Below are 20037 nucleotides of genomic sequence, written 5' to 3'. Positions count from 1 at the left end.
CCGCACGATCGTGGACAACCAATCCGGAAAGAGGCGATTCGCAAACATGACCCGCGACCGCGAAATATTCGCCCGAAACGCTAACTCGCAGGATTGTTCTAAAATCGTGGCAGGTTTTGCATTCGGGGCCGGATAACAGCTTGTATGGACGATCAAGGACCGAAATTCGAACTCAGTGAGCCCGACTTTTTGGCGTTACTGGTAAAGGCAGAGCCCGCTCTCCGGGCGTATGCGCGCAGCCTCGTTCCCGATTGGGATTTGGTAGACGAGTCGATACAGGAAGCCAGCGTCACGATGTGGCAGAAACGAGATCAACTGGAAAGTGCGGATGGATTCGTTCCCTGGGCCCGGGTCATTCTTCGCTTCAAGTGCCTTCGCCAATTGGAGAAGCTCCGAGTGCGGCGCCTGCTGTTGAGTGACGAATTGCTGGAAAAGCTTGCGGAGCGAGGTGAGAGTCGTGGCGTGGACGAGTTGACAGCCCGCGGGCGAGCACTCCATGCATGCCTGGATCAGTTTTCTTCAGAACATCGTGAGTTGCTGCTCGCACCACATAGCTCGACCCACACGGTTGTTGACCTCGCTGAACGCCGAAAGAAGTCGCCAAATGCTCTGTACAAGCTACTTGCTCGACTCCGTGAGCAGCTTACTGATTGTGTTCGCATGAGAATTTCAGCGGAGGCGAAGTAAGCATGCATTCCAACGAATTGATCCGTCGCTACGTGCTTGGAATTGCATCTAACGAAGAGGTGCATGAGCTTGATCGTCGCCTGCTAAATGATGAAGAACTCCAAGACGAATTTCTTCTTCAGGCAGAACTTGATGCTCATCTGCGTCAGGAAGCCCAGTTGGGCTCGGTAGATAGCGGTCAGCTGGCACCTTCAACTACTCATATCGCGACAACCACAAACTCGAAAGTAGACTCAAAGCGACTTCAGACGACGAATCGGGTCTTATTAACGGTTGCCGTTGTCGCACTGATTGCGGTTTTCGGCCAGGTATTTCTGATTCGCGATTCCCGCAATGAGATCATTACGGTTACTTCCGTAAGCGGGCCGATTGCATGGACGGGTGACGGGGGGCGAGTCACCAACGAACTCGCTGTCGGCGAGAATTTCCCCGGCGGGACAATGGAACTGCTGGCCCCTGATTCTTTCGTTGAGTTTGCTTTTGAAGATCAATCGACAGTTTCTCTGGCGGGTCTGTCGGCGGTCACGATCTCGACTGAACAGTCGGATACACCATCGAAACGACAAAAGGAATTGCATCTAAGGCATGGCCGCCTTTCCGCAAGTGTGCGGAAACAGCCTTCCGGCCGCCCTTTGCTGGTGCATACACCGTCTGCTGAACTGACAGTTCTGGGTACGCAGTTCGACGTTGATGCTGTTTCGGATTCGACCCGGCTGACCGTCAATCAGGGGCGTGTTCGACTTAAACGCTTACCAGATGGGAAAGAGGTTGAAGTGCCAGCCCAGCAGTCCGTGTTGGCATCGCTGGAAAATCAAAATGGATTGTCGCCTCGCAAACGAAATTCCCCGGTGACCGATTGGCAGAGTGACCTGCGTGAAGATGTCGTCAAGGGCAAATGGATTTCTCGTCTTTGGGGCCTAGGAGCGAAGCTAAAAATGGCAGTTGCCAACGGTGAAATGACGAAGGATTCCGCGATCAAAGCCTACAAAAACGCAGCGCACTTTGACGACTCGACAGGAAGTGTTTGGACCGTGCCGTTCCCGTTCGGCGCACTCATCGTGCTCTCGCCGTTGCGGTCGATGGAGCAGCCGGTTTTGTTAAACGCAAACACTAAGGTCATTGTCCGTGGACGATCTCACGCGCAGGTTGCCGTTGAGATCGGATTAAGCGTTGGCCATCCGGATGGCGGCTTTGCAGGTAAGTACAGCACGCTCATTCCAGTCAGTCAACTTGCCGGTGGTGAGGACTTCGAGTTGGGACTTCCGATTAGCAAGTTCCGTAATGAAACGAATTCGGACAGTTCGTTAATTGGTAGCGAGCTGACCGGCTTGTGGTTTGTTGCGGAAGCCTCGGCGGCCAAGTTCGAGATCACCGGTGTTGAATTGACAGACACCCCCGAAAAGGACAAGCCATGAAGTCTTATGTAGCGTTCGTTTTCTTGGTCGTACTCGCATCGGACGGTCCTGTGTCCGATGCTAATTGGAACCAATTTCGTGGCCCAAACGGCGATGGTAAATCAGTCGCAAATAGCCTGCCAGTCGAATTCGATGAATCGAAGAACGTTCGGTGGAAGATTGCGATTCCCGACTCAGGCTGGTCATCGCCGGTCGTTTGGGGGAACGAAGTTTGGTTGACGACCGGGAGCGACGAGAAGAAAGAACTCCGGGCGATTTGCATTGACCTGGAAACTGGAAAAGTGAAGCGGGACGATAAAGTGTTCGACATGATCGAGCGCAAAGTTGACCCAGCGTACGCCTTCGACTCTCCACATCTGAACAGTCCCGCAACACCGACGTCGGTTGTGGAGGAGGATCGAGTCTACGTGAGCTTCGGCTCGCAAGGGATCGCATGCCTGGACCGTCAAACGGGCGAGAACATCTGGGAGCGCCGAGACCTGCGAATCTACCAACCGGTTCGGCAAGACTCTTCGCCCATCGTGGATGACAAGAACCTGTATGTGGCGTTCGACGGCACGGACCAACAGTTCTTTGTGGCACTCGACAAAGAAACCGGCGACACGCGTTGGAAGGTCGATCGCAACGTTGACACCGATTATCGCGCAACGCTTTCTGACCGTGGGCTGTCCCCAAAGAAGGGCGGCAAGCCGAACGACAACAAGAAATCGTTTGCGACGGCCACGTTGATTGAAGCCGGAGGTCAACGTCAACTCATTGCACCTGCAGCCGAGGCGATCATTTCCTACGATCCAGTGACAGGCAAAGAGCTCTGGCGAACGGTGCATCCTGGCGGCTTCAATGTGGCTGCACGCCCGATTTATGCAAGCGGCTTGGTTTTCGTATTCACCAGTGGTTTGGATAACTACCTGATGGGGATTCGACCAGACGGAACTGGTGATGTAACGGATTCGCACATTGCTTGGTCCACTTACAGAAGCACGCCGGAAATCCCCTCGCCCATTGTCGTGAACGACTTGTTGTTCATGGTAACTGCCAAGGGTGGCATCGCTCGCTGCCTTGACGCGAAGACGGGTGATGAGATTTGGAAGAAGCGGCTTGGCGGCGATTATTGGGCATCGCCGATTTTCGCGGATGGAAAGCTCTACTTCAGTAGCAAGCAAGGTGAAATCACAGTGCTCACGGCGACCGGGGACGACCCCCAAGTGCTAGCATCGAACAAGCTGACTGCAGAGTTCATTGCTTCGCCTGCCGTTGCCGGCGACTCGCTGATTCTGAGGTCAACAACGCATTTGTACTGCATTGCTGACGGACATGACCGAAGTCTGGAGCAGGTCGCTTCTGACGTCTATCCGGAACGACGCGAAAGGGAACAACGCACGGCGAAGAACACCTCGCCAAACGAAGGCCTTGCGGCGCTCAGTGCTCAGCTAAGGGAAATGGTCAAAGCCGGAAAACTAACGCGTAAGGATGCGATCGAGCTGTATCAAGCTGCCGCTGGCAAGTGACACTATCTACTAAATTATCATTTCAGCTTCCATTTAGTATGGGAAGAATCAAGTATGAAAACGACGAACCTATTTCTCTTTCTGTTGTTTGCAGTCTCTTGCGGATACACCTTTGCTCAGGATAGGGCAAAGGTCGACTGGGATGCCGCTTACAAGCGTCTCTTAGAGGCGGACGAAGTCGTTCGCAAGAAAATTGACAGCGGACAAGCAACCAAAGAAGACGTAATCAACTGGTTGAAGAATCAAAAGGGTGACGCTGCAAAGCAGCTAGGCAAAAAGGAATCCGCTGCAAACGCGGGCAACGCGAAAGACCTCACTGCCTTCAAGAACAGACTTGCTGAACTGGTGAAATCCGGAAAACTCTCAAAAGCAGATGCAGCCAAACTCGCGGCGACGATGGAATCCAAGGGAGCCGTAAAGGGCGAAGCCAAAAAAGAAGACCTAGTGGATTGGGACGCCGAGTACGAAAAACTGATGGCGAATCCGACGGCTCGTGGTTGGATTGAAAAGCAGGGAATTTCCAAAGCGGAGGTCATTGAGTTTCTAAAGGGCAAAGCTGTGTCGAAGGGTAGCAAAGGCAAGACCAAAGGTGGAAAGGGAGTCAAGCCGGGAGGCAGAATGGGCAGATTCCAGTTTTACTCGCTCGTTATTGGCCGTTTGCATTCGAAGGACATTGAACTTGGCGAGTTGGAAATCGATGTCGACTATGTCATCAGTGAATATCCCGAAGTAAATTCCGACCTGATCGGCAAGCGGGTCAAGCTGGTTGGAGTTTCAGGGCAATTCATCGATGCTCTGCTGAAGATCAAACGTGGAGAAACGATCAAAGTTCGCACTGGCAACTTCAATCCGGAAACTAGGGTGCTCGGTTTTGGATATAAGTTTCACGTGCTTGAGCGTACAGCGCCTTTCAAGCCCGGCGACTTTGGTGTCCCGCCAAAGGAGTTCCGAGGCTTCAGCGGCGAACTCATTGGAAAGATCGTCGAGGCGGTCGGCTATGAAGTGCTGCTGGAGGTGAAAGAGAGTAATCCGGCAGACGGCAGCCAAGCCAAAGATGCGGCAAGCATTGTTGGCAAACGCATACGCATCGCCGGCTTCTTTAACCAGCATAGTGATGCTTTCTCAGATCTGAGCGAAGGCGACGAGATTCGAGTGAGCGTCACTCATCGCGACACAAAAAGCGATTCCATCGACGTGACGGATAAGCTGGAAACGGTCGAGTGATTCCATCGGAGGGCAAGGTATACAACATGAAACGCCTTATCATCCTATTGCTGTTGCTCGCCTCTCCTGTCCGAGCAGACCATGTTGTCCCAAAGACCATCCGCCCGGCGTCCGATCGGTTTGCACAGCGTGACGCGCGAGTTGTCCCCGACTTTCAAAGGCACGTGGTGCCTTTACTTGGAAAACTTGGATGCAACTCGGCGAAGTGTCATGGATCGTTTCAAGGACAAGGCGATTTTCGTTTGTCGCTGTTTGGATTCGACTTCCACTCCGATCACGCGGCACTCCATGCGGACGCCTACTCCGAAGAAGGCGGGCGACTGCACGTGGGCGATTCCGAGAACAGCCTGATTCTACGTAAAGCCACCGAGCAAACGGATCACGAGGGCGGTCAGCGATTCGAAATTGGTTCATGGCAGCATCACCTTTTGCTTCGCTGGATTGAAACAGGAGCGAAAGGTGCAATCGTTGATGGATCTCAAGGCGATTCGCATGAGGATGCGGAAAACCCCGGAACTCCGATCACCGAACAATCGGGCGACACACTCTTCAGAGAATCGATCCAGCCAATTCTTGAGGATCACTGCTACGAATGCCATGGCTTCAATTCCCGCAAAGGCAACTTCTCTTTGAACAACCGAGTGTCATTGCTTGCCGGCGGCGATGCGGGACCAGCTGTTGTCCCTGGAAAACCTGGGGAGAGTCTCTTGCTGACGGCTGTTGGGTATTCCGACGATGAACTGCAGATGCCCCCAAGTGGAAAGCTCCCGGAAGAAAAGATTGAGGCACTGAAGAAGTGGATTGAGTTGGGCGCTCCGTGGCCAGATGAGTACGACTTCGCGCCACAAGCAACCGACCAAAAACTCGTCGCCCTCCGCTGTGAACCGAAGGAGATTCTCTTCCGAGAGCCCGGGCAGACACAACAACTTCGAATCATCGCCGAGTGGGATGATGGAACGCGAGAGGATGTGACCTGCCTTTCTCGATTCCATACCAACGATGATGCCATTGTGCGTATTAGCACCAGCGGGCTGGCAACCTCCACGGGCGAAGGCGACACACACGTCATTGCATTCTACGACAATGGGGTCGCTGCAATTCCTATGCTGAGGCCTAACCGTGGCGTAGGTTCCCCTTCTACAGGTGAGCAGGCAGTCATTTCCGATGCGCATCCGATCGATCGCTTTGTGAATGCCAAGCTCGAGAAACTTGGGCTCACTCCATCGGAAGCTTGCACAGACGCCGAGTTTCTTCGTCGCGTGAGCATCGATCTGACGGGAACCCTTCCTACACCTGGCGAGGTGCTCGCATTTCTTGGCGACAATTCTCAGGACAGGCGGACGCGCAAGATCGAGGAACTGCTGGGGCGGCCAAGCTACGCGGCGTGGTGGACGAATAAACTGTGCGACTTCACCGGGTGCAATCCAAAGTCGATTAGCAGCCTGCTGGAGGTGGCACGAGAAGACGGCTATGTCAAAGCATCTCAGTGGTATGAGTGGATCTTGGAGAGGGTAGAGCGAAATGAGCCATACGATCGAATTGTAGCCGGCTTGATGCTCGCCGATCTGTCGGGACGCGGCGACAGCATGCCCTACTTCTGGACGCGACAAAGTCTGGAGGAACCGAAAGACACTGCCATGTCCGTCGCCCACGCATTCCTTGGCATTCAGTTGCAATGTGCTGAATGCCACAAACACCCATTCGATCAATGGACACAAGCTGACTTCAACGACTTTTCCCTGTTCTTCGATTCCGTAACGAAGACAAAACGTCGATCGATAACCGACAGGGAACTGGAACTTGGGCTACTTCGTAGCGGCCAGGTGAGGCTTTCGCCCGGTGATGATCCACGTCGGCCCATCATGGAATGGATGCAAAACCCGGAGAATCCGTGGTTCGCCCGGGCATTCGTGAATCGAGTTTGGGCTGGTTATTTCAATCGAGGCATCGTTGATCCGCCCGATCAATTCACACCAGCGAACCCACCTAGCCATCCGCAGCTGCTTAATTGGCTTGCCGCTGGATTCGTGGAAAATGGATACGACATGAAGTGGCTTCACCGCCAGATTACCAACAGCCAAACTTATCAGAGAAGCTGGAAACCAGGGGAAACGAACCGCAACGATCTTCGCAACTTCAGCCGGACGATCCCACGAAGGATTCCGGCCGAGGTTGTTTACGATGCGATGAAGCAAGTTGCGGCAGCTCCCGCAGAACAGGAGGAGGTGCGTTCGAACTTAAGACGCCGTGCGTCTGGCCATCTTTCTATGAGGATGGCGGGTACTCATGCCATGAAGGTTTTTGGCAAACCCGATCGGTCAATCAACTGCGATTGTGAGCGCGTGAATGAACCCACGTTGTTGCAAGCAATCTTTACTCAGAACGACCCGCTGCTTCGCATGCGTTTGGCCGACAGTGGTTGGATTATTGAGATTGAAGATGCTGAAAAGACCGGAGAAAGTTTGGACACAAGTATTCTCATTGAACAAGTATGGCTTCGGACGGTCGGACGACTGCCGACAGAAGCAGATCGCGCCCGTGCCACAAAACACCTTTCTGAATCACCAACTCTCACTGAGGGAGTTGTTGATTTGCTGTGGGCGATGATGAATTCGAAAGAGTTCTTGCTCAATCATTGAGCCACGAATCACTGAAGGAACAACCGTGAACAGAGATTCCACTAGACGTCAATTCCTCAAAGTTGGAGCGCTCGGTACGGGCCTGACACTTAGCCAGTATCTTCGCCTTCACGCTTCACAAACCGACAACGCAGACAAGCGTTCTGCGATATTCATTTTTATGGAGGGCGCTCCGTCTCACCAAGACACATTCGATCTAAAGCCAAACGCTCCAGTTGAGGTTCGTGGAGAGTTTAGGCCGGTTAAAACCAGCGTTGCCGGTGTGCAAATATGCGAGCATCTGCCGATGTTGGCCGAGCGAGCCAACAAGTACGCTATCATCCGAGGCATTACCCACAATGTGGCCGATCATGGACTCGCGAAAAAATATCTGCTCACCGGTAACAAGGCTTCTCAAACGGTCAGCTATCCCGAGTATGGCAGCGTGGTCAGTCGCGAGTTCCCGTCAGTTCCCAACCTACCGACCTACGTTTCCATCGACGAATCGTTCGTCGGTCCTGGCTACCTTGGTTCGCGTTACAGCCCGTTGACCGCTGAAAAGCCAAGGCATGGTGCTCCGTACACTGTTCGAGGTATTTCGCTTGAAGATGGACTCACCGTTGAAAAGTATCGATCGCAGAAGCAACTACTTGACGACCTCGACGTAGCGTTCAAAGGCTTTGAAGACCTGGATGACCAGGTGCGTGGTATGGATCGGTTCGCGGAGCAAGCCTTTGACATTATCAGTTCGCCAGAGGCCCGAGCCGCCTTCGATCTTTCTCAGGAAAAGCCGTCAGAAAGCGATCGATTCGGCAAGCACGAGTTTGGGCAGTCTCTGTTGCTTGCCGCGCGGCTCATTGAAGCAGGAGTCCACTTCGTCACCGTTCGGCTCCGCCCCGCCGAATTCGATTTCGACACGCATCAGGATAACTTCTCACGACTGCGGACATTATTGCCGCCCTTCGACCGTGGCCTTGCTGCGCTGTTTGATCGATTGGAGCAGCGCGGTTTGTTGTCGTCGACCGCCATTATGGCCGCAGGCGAATTCGGACGAACACCAAAGATCAACAAGACTGGGGGACGAGATCATTGGGCTCGAGCAATGTGTGCCGTGATGGCTGGCGGAGATGTCCGCGGTGGTCAAGTGATTGGAGCAACCGACGCAACCGCCGCCGAACCAGCGTCCGTTGGTTTTTCACCCGACGATCTGGCCGCGTCCTTCTTCAACAACATCGGCATATCCCCGAAGGCTGAGTTTCAATCCAACGTCGGCCGCCCCATCACGCTGGTGCGCGACGGCACTCCGATTCATGGCTTGCTCTGAGGTGTTATCCGGATCAGGATGATCCTCGTGCTACTTGCAGTTTTTTTCCTCAGCCACAGTCACACTGGCAGATGACAACTGGCCGCGGTTCCGTGGGCCTAGTGGAAGTGGTATGGCTCCGGACAATCCGGAACTCCCCAGTTCGTGTAGGAAAACCGAAAACGTAGCGAGCGGGCGGGTAAAGGGCACCAAACCAACCGTTCGATCCGGAATCCGTCAGATTGCCTGGAAGGGCGACATTGACGCAAGATTCGTAGATTCCTGAAAATCATGTCCACGAAATGGGGATACCGCGCGGTAATTCACCAGGCAACGAACTTGGGCCTTCGTCGGCAGCTCGTTGAAACCTTGTGCTCAAGTACTCTGGCAAACGAATCAGAAACATTGGACGCAGCAAGAGAAAGTCATCAGACGTCGGCAGAAGAAGAGCGTCGCGACCGCATATTGAGGTCGGCATTCGAATGTCGGGAAGAACTCGTGACCTACGCGAGGGCGCTGCTGGGCAACTACGCGGCGGCAGAGGATGCCGTTCAGGAAGCCATGCTGGTTGTGGTTGCAAAGCACGATCAATTCGAGGAAGGAACGGCCGTTTTGGCGTGGTGCCGTTCGATCGTTCGCATTGAAGTTCTGAGAGCCAAGCAGCGGCATCAGCGTGAACGCACTTTAGCGCAAAGGGTGCTTGATGACGCGATCGACGCGGCTTTTTCCGAGTTTCAGAGCTCCCGTACGTCGCATGAACGAGAACTCAGGCGGGATGCCCTTGCGCGGTGCATCGGGCAGATCTCCGATCGCGGAAAACGCGTCCTGGAGGCGAGGTTCATTGATGAACTTGGCTATCCTCAGATTGGAAAGCGACTCTCCATGTCAATCGAAGCGGTTCGCAAGGCACTGTTTCGAGTCAAAAAACAAGTCCGTGAATGCGTCGAAACTCGATTGAGAACGGCACAATGAACGAAAACAGCCATCGCAAAGACAGTGATTGGGATGACTTGGTCGATCGCCACTTGTTTGGAGAACTCAGCGAATCCGAGATGGAGCGACTGGCCGAGTTTCTCGATAGCGACCCGAGCTTGCGAAAAGATTTCATCCAGCGGGCATCATGGGAAACGGAATTGGCGGAGGTGCTCCGTACCGGAGGCAACGACGAATCCCGTACTTTCGATGCCTCGATTGCCGGACAGTTGGAAACGCGACAAGGTCGATCCATTCATTTTCTACGTGCGATGCTGGCGATCGCCGCCGTCGCCATTTTGATGCTCTCGGCGCTGCTGTTTACTTCACAGACCAAGTTGAAGGTTGCGAATTCCAAGGATACGTCTGTGGAGCCAGATCCTGTCGCCAAGATTACTGGATTAACCGGATCCATGATTTGGACGGGTGACCGGGGGGATATCTTGCGCGAGATCTCTGTCGGATCAGAACTCACCGGCGGAACAATCGAGGGGCTATCCCCAGACTCTTGGTTCGAGCTGCGATTCAACGACGGCTCTGAGGTAACCATCTCGGGCGCGTCCATGTTGACGTTCAGCGACGATGGGCAGAAACGGCTACGGCTGCGCGAAGGTCGCATGTCTGCCGATGTTTCTCCGCAACCAGACGGCAAGCCAATGGTCATTCAAACGCGCACGGCCACACTGACGGTACTAGGTACTAGTTTCGACGTTGAGGCAGACCTGCCAGCCACTTCCGTCAGTGTTCGAGAAGGCACAGTGCGCGTGGCACGAACGAGTGATGGCAAAGAGATCGATGTACCCGCCAACCACCGGGTAATTGCCGCAGCCGACCAGGAATTAGAACGCAGGCAGATAACGGGCGTCGTCCATCAGTGGAAAAGTCGCATCGATCAAGGGCCCGACGAAACCTTCGGCAAATGGTTGGCTGCAACTGACACGGATCCTCCCTTATTGAGGGCCGTAGCCTACAACCCGAAGCAAGCTCCTCACGTAGTCCTTTACTTGCTAGGTCTAGGAGTCCGCAACGATGACGCAACTCCGGTGCAATTGAATGCCGATTCGCACTTTGAGATTCATGGAAAGACGGAAGTTGAGACCGACATCTATTTCGGGATTGAAGTCGCCTACGGGAAGGGAGACTACGCAGGAAAGTTTCGCGCTAAGTGCATCGTCGAGCGAGACGCTTCAGGAAATTTTGTGGCCAGCGCCGATCTTCCCGACTTCGAGCTCGACCCTTCCGTTGCCGCATTCAAAGACAAACTAGCGCCGTCGCCAGAAGGCCTGTTTGTCAACGGAGTTTGGAGCTTCACGCATTCCGAGACTCCATCAGGACTGCGAATCAGCGCGGTTGAGTTGACTGCAGGAATCCACGAAACGAACCAGTCTCAGAGGTAAGGTGCATGCAGATTCTCTGGGGAACACTCATGTCCGCCATCGGCATATTTATGCTGGTATGCGGAACTTTGAAGACGGAGTTCATTGTCTATCGCCTGCTCGTGGCGAGATCACGAATTGCGTTGGGCGAAGGAGACGCCGTCCATCGCTTCTATCAACTAGTTGGTATCATTCTGATTGTTCTAGGAATACTCTGGGCATTGGGAATGATCTGGAAGCAGTAGCTTCACGCTCAAGCCAAATCGCTCTGCCCAATCTGAGTGATGCACATGACATCGAATAACGCGCTAAGAGTGAATACCAGCACAAGATCGATACTCGCGCTTTTTGTAGTCTTTTTTTCTTTCGCGACTGCATCGGCAGCTGACAACTGGCCGCGATTCCGTGGACCTGACGGGCGTGGCGTCGCAGCGGACAATCCAGCACTTCCAAGTAAGTGGAGCAAGAACGAAAACGTAGCTTGGGTTGCGGATGTTCCCGGATGGGGATGGGCGTCACCAGTTGTTTGGGGCGACAGGGTGTTCGTGACCACGGTCGTATCCGACGGGGAAGCGCGTGAACCCAACAAGGGACTCTATCTTGGTCAAGGCGTACGAGAACCCTCTAAGGGAATTCATCACTGGCTCGTGCTCTGTTTTGATCTAAAAACCGGAGCGGAGCTTTGGCGACGCGAGGCCCATCGAGGCCAACCCACGGTGCCACGGCATCCGAAGAGCACCTATGCAGCTGAAACACCAACCACAGATGGAGAGCGCCTGTACGTCCTATTTGGCGATGTTGGCTTGTTTTGTTTTTCGCTCACGGGGGAGCTGCTTTGGGAGCAAGCGATCGAACCCAAGAAGACCTTCATGGACTACGGTGCTGCAGCGTCACCTGTCGTGCATGAGGGACAGGTCTTTGTTGTCTATGACAATCTTGAAGGATCCTGGATCGCCGCGTTCGATGCCAAGACGGGCGAACAGAATTGGCGAAAGCAGCGGGATGAAACGCGATCTTGGGCAACGCCCTTGGTATGGAAAAACGAACTTCGTACAGAGATCGTTGTTCCCGGACTCAAACGCAATCGCAGCTATTCCCTCAGCGGTGAATTGCTATGGGAATTCGACGGTCAAATGTCGTCCCTGGTGATCCCGTCGCCTTTCTCAGCCCATGGAATGGTCTACCTTGCATCGGGATACGCCGGGGATAGCCATCGACCGACGTTTGCTATCAAGCCCGGCGGAGAAGGCAACATTGCCAAGCAAGGTGAGTTTGCCGATAGCCCGTTCATCGAGTGGTACCAGCCGAAAGTGTCTCCCTATAACACGAGTCAGATTGTCGTCGACGATTTCCTCTACACAGTCTACGACCAAGGCTTCATAACTTGTCATGATGCCAAGACTGGTAAAGAGGTATTTGGCAAACGCCGATTTCCCAAGGGAGCCTCGTTCACCGCATCCCCCTGGTCTTACAACGGAAAACTCTTTTGCTTGAGCGAGGATGGCGACACCTACGTGTTGAGCGTAGGCCCGGAGTATGAATTGGTCGAAACGAACTCGCTCGACGAGTTGTGTATCGCTTGCCCCGCAGTTTCCGGCGACAAACTTCTGATCCGAACTGCTTCCAAAGTCTATTGCCTCACGGAACCGGTGTCCGCGAAAGCGTCTGATGCCGCATTTCACGAAGCGAAGTCGCTTGTCGAGCGTGCAGTGGAATCCGGGAAAGCCGCGGGGGCAAGTCATCTGGTCGTTCGTAGTGGCGAGGTGATTCACTCGCACTCCGCTGGAGTCCGCGACATCGAGACGGGCGAACCACTGCAAGGTGACACCGTGGTGCGTATCTACTCGATGACCAAACCGATCACATCGGTTGCCGCGATGACGCTGTTTGAAAAAGGCAAGTATCAGCTGGATGATCCCGTTGCCAAATTCATTCCCGCTTTCAGTCAAGCAACGGTCTGGGACAGCACAGCGAAAATGGCGATCGCCCCCAAGCGACCGATGACCGTAAGAGATGTGTTTCGTCACACAACGGGCTATGCATACGGCGGCAATGGGAAAGAAGAGCTCGAAAGGCGTTATCGCGAGGCCGGTTTGAAATACCGGCCGCCGGCCGGCATGTTGCCTCCAGACATGTCGATTAAAGAAGCCGCAGATCGCCTAGCCACCATCCCTGCACACCATCATCCCGGTGAACGTTTTACCTATGGGTTCAGTTCCGATCTACTGGGACGTCTCATCGAGGTATGGTCAGGGAAATCATTGGATCAGTATCTCGAAGAGGCAGTTCTTGCGCCACTTGAAATGAATGACACAGCCTTTCAAGTACGGCCTGACGCGAAAGCCCGCTTCGGGAGTTGCCATACAAAGGTGGGCGGTCGATTAGCAATTCTGGACAAATCGACGAATAGCGATTTTGCGACCGGCTTCAAGTTTCTCTCTGGCGGCGGCGGTCTTGTTTCAACATCGAACGACTACGCCAAGTTCTGTGAGATGTTGGTCAGTGGTGGAAAACGAGGCGAAGCCAAGATCCTGAAACCTGATACTTTGCAGTTGATGTACACGGATCAGCTCAACGAAGTCCAAGGTGACTTTCGTTTCGGGCTAGGCTTTGCCATCAACGACATCGAAGTCGGCGAAGGAGAACAACGTCGCCAGGTGCAGGAATATTCCTGGGGCGGATACGCGAGCACCGACTTCCGACTTGTCCCAGAACTAAATCTGTTTCAGGTCTTTATTCGCCAGCACATTCCGTCCAACCACGGGGTTGCTGCATATGCGTTTCGTTCCATCTACACGGAGCTGCATTTGACTGTTGATTAGTCGTAGTCCGATTCGCGGTCCCGGTGCCTTGTGGGTTCGGATTGCCGTGTGTCAGGCAGTAATTTATTCGCCCTGCTTTTCATCATGATTGGAGGAATGGCGCCTTTATTGGTGATTTTCCAACCAAGTTGTCTTTGTTTGGCATTAATACCCACATTCCGCAGGTTGGTCTTGGTCATTGTTGATTTTTCTAGCAGGTGATCGATGAGGCTCGTCAACTCGTACAAGTACAGCGTCCTGCCCCTTCTTGTTGATCTTCACGTAATGGCACTTCCGGCCGAAATGCGCCAGGTTCCTAGATCGAGTTAAACAATTCACAACGAGGATCGAGCAACGTTAACTCGGCTCTCAACATTCAGGTTTTTCCGCGGAAACAGTGGGTGGCTTCACTCGTTTTTAATCAGTTCCTCACTTGCATCAGCGACCATACCGGCGTCCAACATGATGAATCCAGTATGGTGGATTTTTCCAGGCATGGGCTCCTGCGTCCAATGATTTTGCGGTTGCTGGTGATTTGCGATATCATCTCCGACGCCAGGAAAAACGGACCCAAGCAATGCGGACCGCGCAACTTGGGAAGGGATATCTCGGTCGATAGCGCGCCAATGGTGCGGCCAACCCTCGGCGAGATTCAACTCGTCGAGGGTTCCTTTTTTCGCCCATTGGACGCAGGAGAAATGCCTCCAAAATCCACCACACTGAACGAACTCACAAGGCATCTAAACTGGCTGCGACTTTCGTGAAGGGTGTTTTCGTTAGAAACGCAGTATGTCGCAGGCTCGGTCGCTCTTCTACAAAGAATGCTACCCACAGATTCTGCGGACGAGGCAACATTCAATCGGTTCCTTGTCAATCGCTGCTATTGTTGCGGGCGTTTGTCTTCAGGCAAGTGTCCTAGGTGTCCCCGTAGTTTTCTTTCCTGGGTTTTCAATTCTTCGAAATCTCGCCTGTCTGCGAAGACAGCATCGGAACTTTCCCAAGGCCCCAAAACTCCACCCAACGTATTGGTTTGACGATGGCAGTGCGACGATTGCTTTGGAAAATTGATTTCCGAGTTTTTCGGTTCTTCTGCAAGCTGCCAGAAAAATATTGCAGGAAACCTTTCGACCTTGTCTTTTTGTCTCATCGGATCTTCACTTGCAAACAACACGCAAGTTACATGACGATGCGTGGCAAGAAACAAAAGGATCAGCACGATGCAAATACAACCCGGCCTGAAAAGTGATTCGTCACTAAAGAAGTTCGTATTGGGAGCACATCCGATCATCGAGCACTTCATCGATCGATTGCGAATTCATGAAACGATTGGCACCTATATGCGGACTGATCGACGAATGACGCTCGATGATGACAAAGCCTTGGGGCTGTTGATCCACAACATTCTCACCACCCCGCAGGCTCTCTACGAAATGCAGGATTGGTTGAGGCCTTTGGACGCTGAGAAACTGGGGCTCCGCCCTGAAGAGGCAAAGATGATCCAAGACGATCGAGTCGGACGCGCGCTGGCCAGGTTCTATGATTCCAGGCACAAGGACATCTTCTTTCGATTGGCTTTGCGGGCGATCAAACTTTTTGATCTGGATTGCTCCCAGATTCATCATGACACCACCAGCGTAACGTTTGCGGGGAGGTACGGTGGATGGAACGCCAATGAGTTGCTGACACGCGGTCACAACAAAGACCATCGACCTGACTTGAAACAACTCGTACTGGGACTCAACGTTACTGCCGACGGCGCCGTACCGATTTCGCATCGGATCTACGACGGCAATCAGACCGACGATCGCCTTCATCCGGCCAATCACAAAGCCTTGCAAAAACTTTTGCAACAAACAGATTTTATTTATGTAGCCGACTGCAAACTCGCCACCGAAGAGAACCTGCAAAAGCTCTCCGTGTGGGGTGGTCGGTTCGTCACCGTGATGCCCAGGACGTGGAAGGAGGATACAAAATTTCGCGATCAGGTTCGTCGCGGGAAGATTCAGTGGAAGTTCATTTTGTCGCGTCAAAACAATCGCAAGCCAGATTCCAAGCGAGATCGCTACTTTGTCGCACAAGGCAATCAAACGACATCACAGGGATATCAGTTGCATTGGATTCGCAGCACGCAAAAGGCGGAACAAGACGAAGACACACGTCGAGAGCAGATGCAGCGAGCCAAGGCGGATTTACAATCGCTTCAAACCCAAATCAACACTTACAACCTCAAGCAACGACAACAGATTGTTCAGCGAATTGAAAGCATCCTGAAAGCCTGTCACTGCGAAAAGTTAATCTGGTACAAAATCGATGCAACGCGCCAATACAAGCGGAAGCATCAATGCAAGGGACGTCCCAAAAAAGACAGCCCAGGCGAGTTGACTTGGAAGCAAGTTTATACGCTCAGTTTTGGCGTGGATGAGGACTCGGTGAAGGCGGAAGAAAAAGTGGATGGTGTCTTCCCTCTGCTGACCAATCTGGATCGTGAGAGTTATTCTGCCAGGAAGGTTTTGGAGATCTACAAATTTCAGCCGTTCATCGAGAAGCGCTTCAGCCAGCTCAAAACGTATCAGCAGATCGCTCCAGTCTATCTTAAGAAGTCAGAGCGAGTCGTAGCCTTTCTACACATCCACGTGATGGCGCTGATGGTGTCCAGCTTGATCGAGCGAACGGTTCGTCAAGAAATGAAAAAGGAGAAGCTGAAATCTCTTTCGATTTATCCAGAGAAGCGACCCTGCCAATCGCCAACGATCTTTGACATAGTCAGGCTGTTTCGTGAGGTCGAACGATATGAAGTGGAGGCCAACGGTGAATCGATCATCTTTCCGTCGAACCTCACACGGGAACAGAAGCAAGTGTTGAACCTCTTAGGCGTGTCAATTTCCGCGTATCAGTAGCAGTGGCGATAGCATGGACGTACTCCAGCCCAGTAAAATCAAGACTAGCCACGCACGAAGTGCGGAATGTGGGTTAATAGTTTTCAGGAGAAGAGTTTTTTCGTGAATCTTGCGATTTCCGCCTACAGGTCGCGACCATTTCGCGTAGGTCTGTAGATAGATAGAGGAGGCGATTGCTTTTCGATCTTGCCGCTCGCATCGACCAAGCCAAGCACTCGAAACTTTTCGAATTCTGCGAATATTTTTGTACGCTGTTTTGCCAGCGGTCGAGATTCCCAAACGTGATCTTCGAAAAGCCCATGGTTCCCGACGATTCACTGCCGAATTGAATGTTGCCGACTATTGAATTCATTTCAACATTTGACGAGACGGCCAGCTGGATCCAACTTGCTTCGGTCACGGATTTTCCCGTGTTTTGCCGTCTCAAAGGCGGCTCTGGTGCAAGTTGAAGTGGCTTGCCACAACAAATTTGACAAACGGGTATTGAACGGCATAATCCTGCGTCCGCGAAATCTGACACTGTGGCGTTGTCTGATCACCCAGCTAACCATCTAACGACCAACCGCTCCACCTGCTGAGCCAGCGCTCGATCGGCCCGACGCCAACGAGCCTCTTTTGTGACTGTCGCGTGACCCCATTTGGGTATTGATCCGCGGCTGTCTTTGGTCCCCACACCTTCGTGACTTCACGTTTGCGCCGTATCCGCTCATGGCCACGGCTGACGGCGTGAAGTTTTGGCAGAAAGCGAGGAAATCTATGTTGCAGCCACCGTTGCTTCTGACCGTCGGCGAAATCGCCAGGCGGTTGCAGACCAAAGTTCATCGCGTCGAGTACATCATCCGGTCTCGCAATATCCAGCCTATCGGCTGGGCCGGGCACGCCCGCGTCTTCTCGGACGCCGCGTTCCAGCGAATCGAAAGCGAATTGGCCCGCATGGAAGCCGACCGACGCCATCGAAAGCACTCTGACGGATTGGAGGAATCGAAACATGGATGTGTCTGAGTATCCCGTATCCAATATCCCGCCACGACTGAAGGAATTCGATCATTGGGTCGCCTGGAAAACAGTCCCGCAGAACGGTCGATCGACCAAACTCCCTGTCAACGCGCGCGACGGACAGCTTGCAAGCTCAACCGATCCGGCAACGTGGTGCTCGTTCGAGGAAGCGCATCTGTCTTTCGCCAAACACGCCGAATGGTCGGGACTCGGTTTCGTTTTCGGCGAAGACGATCCATTCGCGGGCGTAGATCTGGACGACTGTCTCAATGAGGACGGCGAACTGATCTGGGGGGGCGACATCGTGGAAGGATTGAAGACCTACACGGAGGTTTCTCCGTCGGGTCGCGGTCTGAAGATGTTTCTCGAAGGTGATAAGCCAGCGTACGCGAACTGTCGCAAAGATGGATTCGGCCCCACGGGAAGAGGAAAAGTCGAGGTCTATGATTCCAAACGCTTTTTTACGGTGACAGGAAACCACTTGGCCGGATCTCCGCGAAGCATCGAAGTGCGACAGCGGGACTTGGTCGCCATCTGCCATTGGTTGTGGCCTCAACGGAATGGAACGCAACCTTGGACCGCGCGTGACAAAAACACGAACGACGAACGACGTTTCGCGGATTGCCTCGCGTCGATGCTCGCGATGGATGTTCCTGACCACAGGGACGGCTCGCATCGGTTGTTCGCGGCATGCTGCCGCTGCGTCGAGCACGATCTCAGTGATACCGAAGCGCTCGAGTGCATCGGCCGATACGCGGTTCATGTTCCATTTCCACAGCGATGGAACGATGAGGCAATCGTGCGACGCATTCGTGACGCTGAGAAGCGTTGCCAACGCGGCCTGGCCGTCCGTCCCGGGCATGCGAGTTCGTCGGATCTCGGTGCTGAGGAAAGCGGGCCGCGATGCCTGCCCGTTGGCGATCTTATTGAGCGATACCCAACACTCAGGACTCCCGTGATCGATGGGTTGCTCCGTCAAGGCGAAACGATGAACGTGATCGCGCCGCCGAAACTTGGCAAATCATGGCTCGTCACCGATTTGGCGATCGCGGTTGGCACGGGGCGGAACTGGCTAGACGCGTATCCAACGCATCAGGGTAACGCGTTATTGCTGGATAACGAATTGCACGCCGAAACGTCGGCCAATCGAATCCCGAAAGTTGCCGAAGCTCGCGGTGTCAGCGTATCGGACATCGCACAAACGGTTTTCGTTGACAACTTGCGAGGTCGATTGCTGGATTTTCAAACACTGCGAGGGTACTTCGATGGGATCCAGCCGGGATTCTTCAAGATCATTGTCATGGATGCGTTCTATCGATTCTTGCCCAAGGACACCGATGAGAACAGCAACGGGAACCTGACGGATATCTACAACCTGATTGACCGTTATTCGGCTGATCTGGGTTGTTCGTTTGTGCTGGTCCATCACGCCAGCAAAGGCAACCAATCCGGCAAGTCGGTAACCGACGTGGGTGCCGGAGCCGGAAGTCAGTCACGGGCGACGGACGCACACTTGGTACTACGACACCATCAGGAGCCAGGCTGCGTGGTGGTGGATGCCGCAGTGCGATCGTGGCCGCCGATCGAACCGAAGGTCCTACGTTGGGAGTTCCCTGTCTGGCTTTCCGATGAGCTTCTTGACCCGTCGGAATTGAAAATGGAACGGCCAGCCAGGCGAACCAAGCCAGAAGACAAGGAAAAAGAGAGATGGACGGCCGAGAAGTTTGCTGAAGAATTTGTCACGGAAGAACCCCAGCGGATGACGCAAGTGCGCAATGCGGCTTCGAAAGCCCGCATCCCTATTCGCATCATCAAAGACCTTCAATCCGATGCCGAGGAGCAAGGATTGATCTACCGGTGGACGTTTGGAGCGAACAAGCCTGTCAGCCTCGCTTCCGTTCCTCAGCCCACGGAGGAGGCATGAGAATGGGATACGCCGGCCTTCTGCGTGCTGCGAACACGTTTTATTGTGTGCGCACAGACAGAAGAAGAGCGTTTTCTGTGTGCTGCGAACGCGCGTTTTTCGCGCGCGCACAGACAGAGATCTTGCCAGTTCTGTGTGCCGCGCGCACAGCGTCTTGTGCGCGCTCAGCACACAGAGATCAGGTCTGTGTGTGTTGCGCGCACACCCCCTAGTACCCCCAGGGCGTGTTGCACACACGCCCCTGTGCTGTGTGTGCGCGCGCGCAACACACACAACACACAGATATCGAACGGGTCCTCCCGGCGCGAGGCTTCAA

At 53.6% G+C, this 20037-nt stretch carries 13 protein-coding genes; 12 read left to right on the top strand and 1 reads right to left on the bottom strand.

Features of this window, described 5'->3' with window-relative positions:
* The first annotated feature begins 144 nt into the window (after positions 1-144).
* The 9 genes from Poly41_RS14200 to Poly41_RS14160 all read left to right on the top strand — a co-directional run bounded on the left by Poly41_RS14200 (position 145) and on the right by Poly41_RS14160 (position 13925).
* Positions 145-687 carry a sigma-70 family RNA polymerase sigma factor gene (locus Poly41_RS14200; protein ID WP_146526889.1) on the top strand — a complete coding sequence of 181 codons (543 nt, stop codon included), beginning with the start codon at positions 145-147 and terminating at the stop codon, positions 685-687.
* Positions 688-689: 2 nt separating this feature from the next.
* Positions 690-2102, top strand: coding sequence for a FecR family protein (locus Poly41_RS14195; protein ID WP_146526887.1), 1413 nt, complete (start codon positions 690-692; stop codon positions 2100-2102).
* Entirely contained in the window at positions 2099-3610 is a 1512-nt protein-coding gene (locus tag Poly41_RS14190; protein ID WP_146526885.1) for a PQQ-binding-like beta-propeller repeat protein, read from the top strand. Before Poly41_RS14195 ends, Poly41_RS14190 begins: the two co-directional genes overlap by 4 nt.
* A 54-nt stretch (positions 3611-3664) precedes the next feature.
* Positions 3665-4834 (top strand): hypothetical protein, encoded by a 1170-nt coding sequence (locus Poly41_RS14185; RefSeq protein WP_146526884.1) that lies wholly within the window; start codon positions 3665-3667, stop codon positions 4832-4834.
* A gap of 26 nt (positions 4835-4860) precedes the next feature.
* Positions 4861-7473 carry a PSD1 and planctomycete cytochrome C domain-containing protein gene (locus Poly41_RS14180; RefSeq protein WP_146526882.1) on the top strand — a complete coding sequence of 871 codons (2613 nt, stop codon included), beginning with the start codon at positions 4861-4863 and terminating at the stop codon, positions 7471-7473.
* A 25-nt stretch (positions 7474-7498) separates the two neighbouring features.
* Positions 7499-8776: a DUF1501 domain-containing protein gene (locus Poly41_RS14175; RefSeq protein ID WP_146526880.1), complete on the top strand. Its 1278-nt coding sequence runs from the start codon at positions 7499-7501 to the stop codon at positions 8774-8776.
* Between the two features lie 270 nt (positions 8777-9046).
* The gene (locus Poly41_RS14170; RefSeq protein ID WP_146526878.1) at positions 9047-9727 is read left to right on the top strand and encodes an RNA polymerase sigma factor; all 681 of its coding nucleotides are present in this window, start codon (positions 9047-9049) and stop codon (positions 9725-9727) included.
* Complete coding sequence (locus tag Poly41_RS14165) at positions 9724-11124, top strand: FecR domain-containing protein (protein ID WP_197231324.1); 1401 nt, start codon at positions 9724-9726, stop codon at positions 11122-11124. Before Poly41_RS14170 ends, Poly41_RS14165 begins: the two co-directional genes overlap by 4 nt.
* A 269-nt stretch (positions 11125-11393) precedes the next feature.
* Complete coding sequence (locus Poly41_RS14160) at positions 11394-13925, top strand: serine hydrolase (protein ID WP_146526874.1); 2532 nt, start codon at positions 11394-11396, stop codon at positions 13923-13925.
* An 859-nt stretch (positions 13926-14784) separates the two neighbouring features.
* Here the strand turns inward: Poly41_RS14160 and Poly41_RS14155 are convergent.
* Positions 14785-15120 carry a hypothetical protein gene (locus Poly41_RS14155; RefSeq protein ID WP_146526873.1) on the bottom strand — a complete coding sequence of 112 codons (336 nt, stop codon included), beginning with the start codon at positions 15118-15120 and terminating at the stop codon, positions 14785-14787.
* A gap of 1 nt (position 15121) precedes the next feature.
* Here Poly41_RS14155 and Poly41_RS14150 point away from each other — a divergent pair, with 1 nt between their 5' ends.
* The 3 genes from Poly41_RS14150 (at position 15122) to Poly41_RS14140 (ending at position 19721) form a co-directional block, all read left to right on the top strand.
* On the top strand, positions 15122-16801 hold the full coding sequence (locus Poly41_RS14150; protein WP_146526871.1) for an IS1634 family transposase: 1680 nt from the start codon (positions 15122-15124) through the stop codon (positions 16799-16801).
* 756 nt (positions 16802-17557) lie between these two features.
* On the top strand, positions 17558-17803 hold the full coding sequence (locus Poly41_RS14145; RefSeq protein ID WP_146526869.1) for a hypothetical protein: 246 nt from the start codon (positions 17558-17560) through the stop codon (positions 17801-17803).
* Positions 17790-19721 carry an AAA family ATPase gene (locus Poly41_RS14140; protein ID WP_146526867.1) on the top strand — a complete coding sequence of 644 codons (1932 nt, stop codon included), beginning with the start codon at positions 17790-17792 and terminating at the stop codon, positions 19719-19721. Before Poly41_RS14145 ends, Poly41_RS14140 begins: the two co-directional genes overlap by 14 nt.
* Positions 19722-20037: the final 316 nt, after the last annotated feature.

Origin of the sequence: Novipirellula artificiosorum, assembly GCF_007860135.1 — a bacterium.
Classification (GTDB): Bacteria; Planctomycetota; Planctomycetia; order Pirellulales; family Pirellulaceae; genus Novipirellula_A; species Novipirellula_A artificiosorum.
Note: the sequence above shows the minus strand (reverse complement) of the source record. Positions and strands in the feature narration are given on the sequence as shown.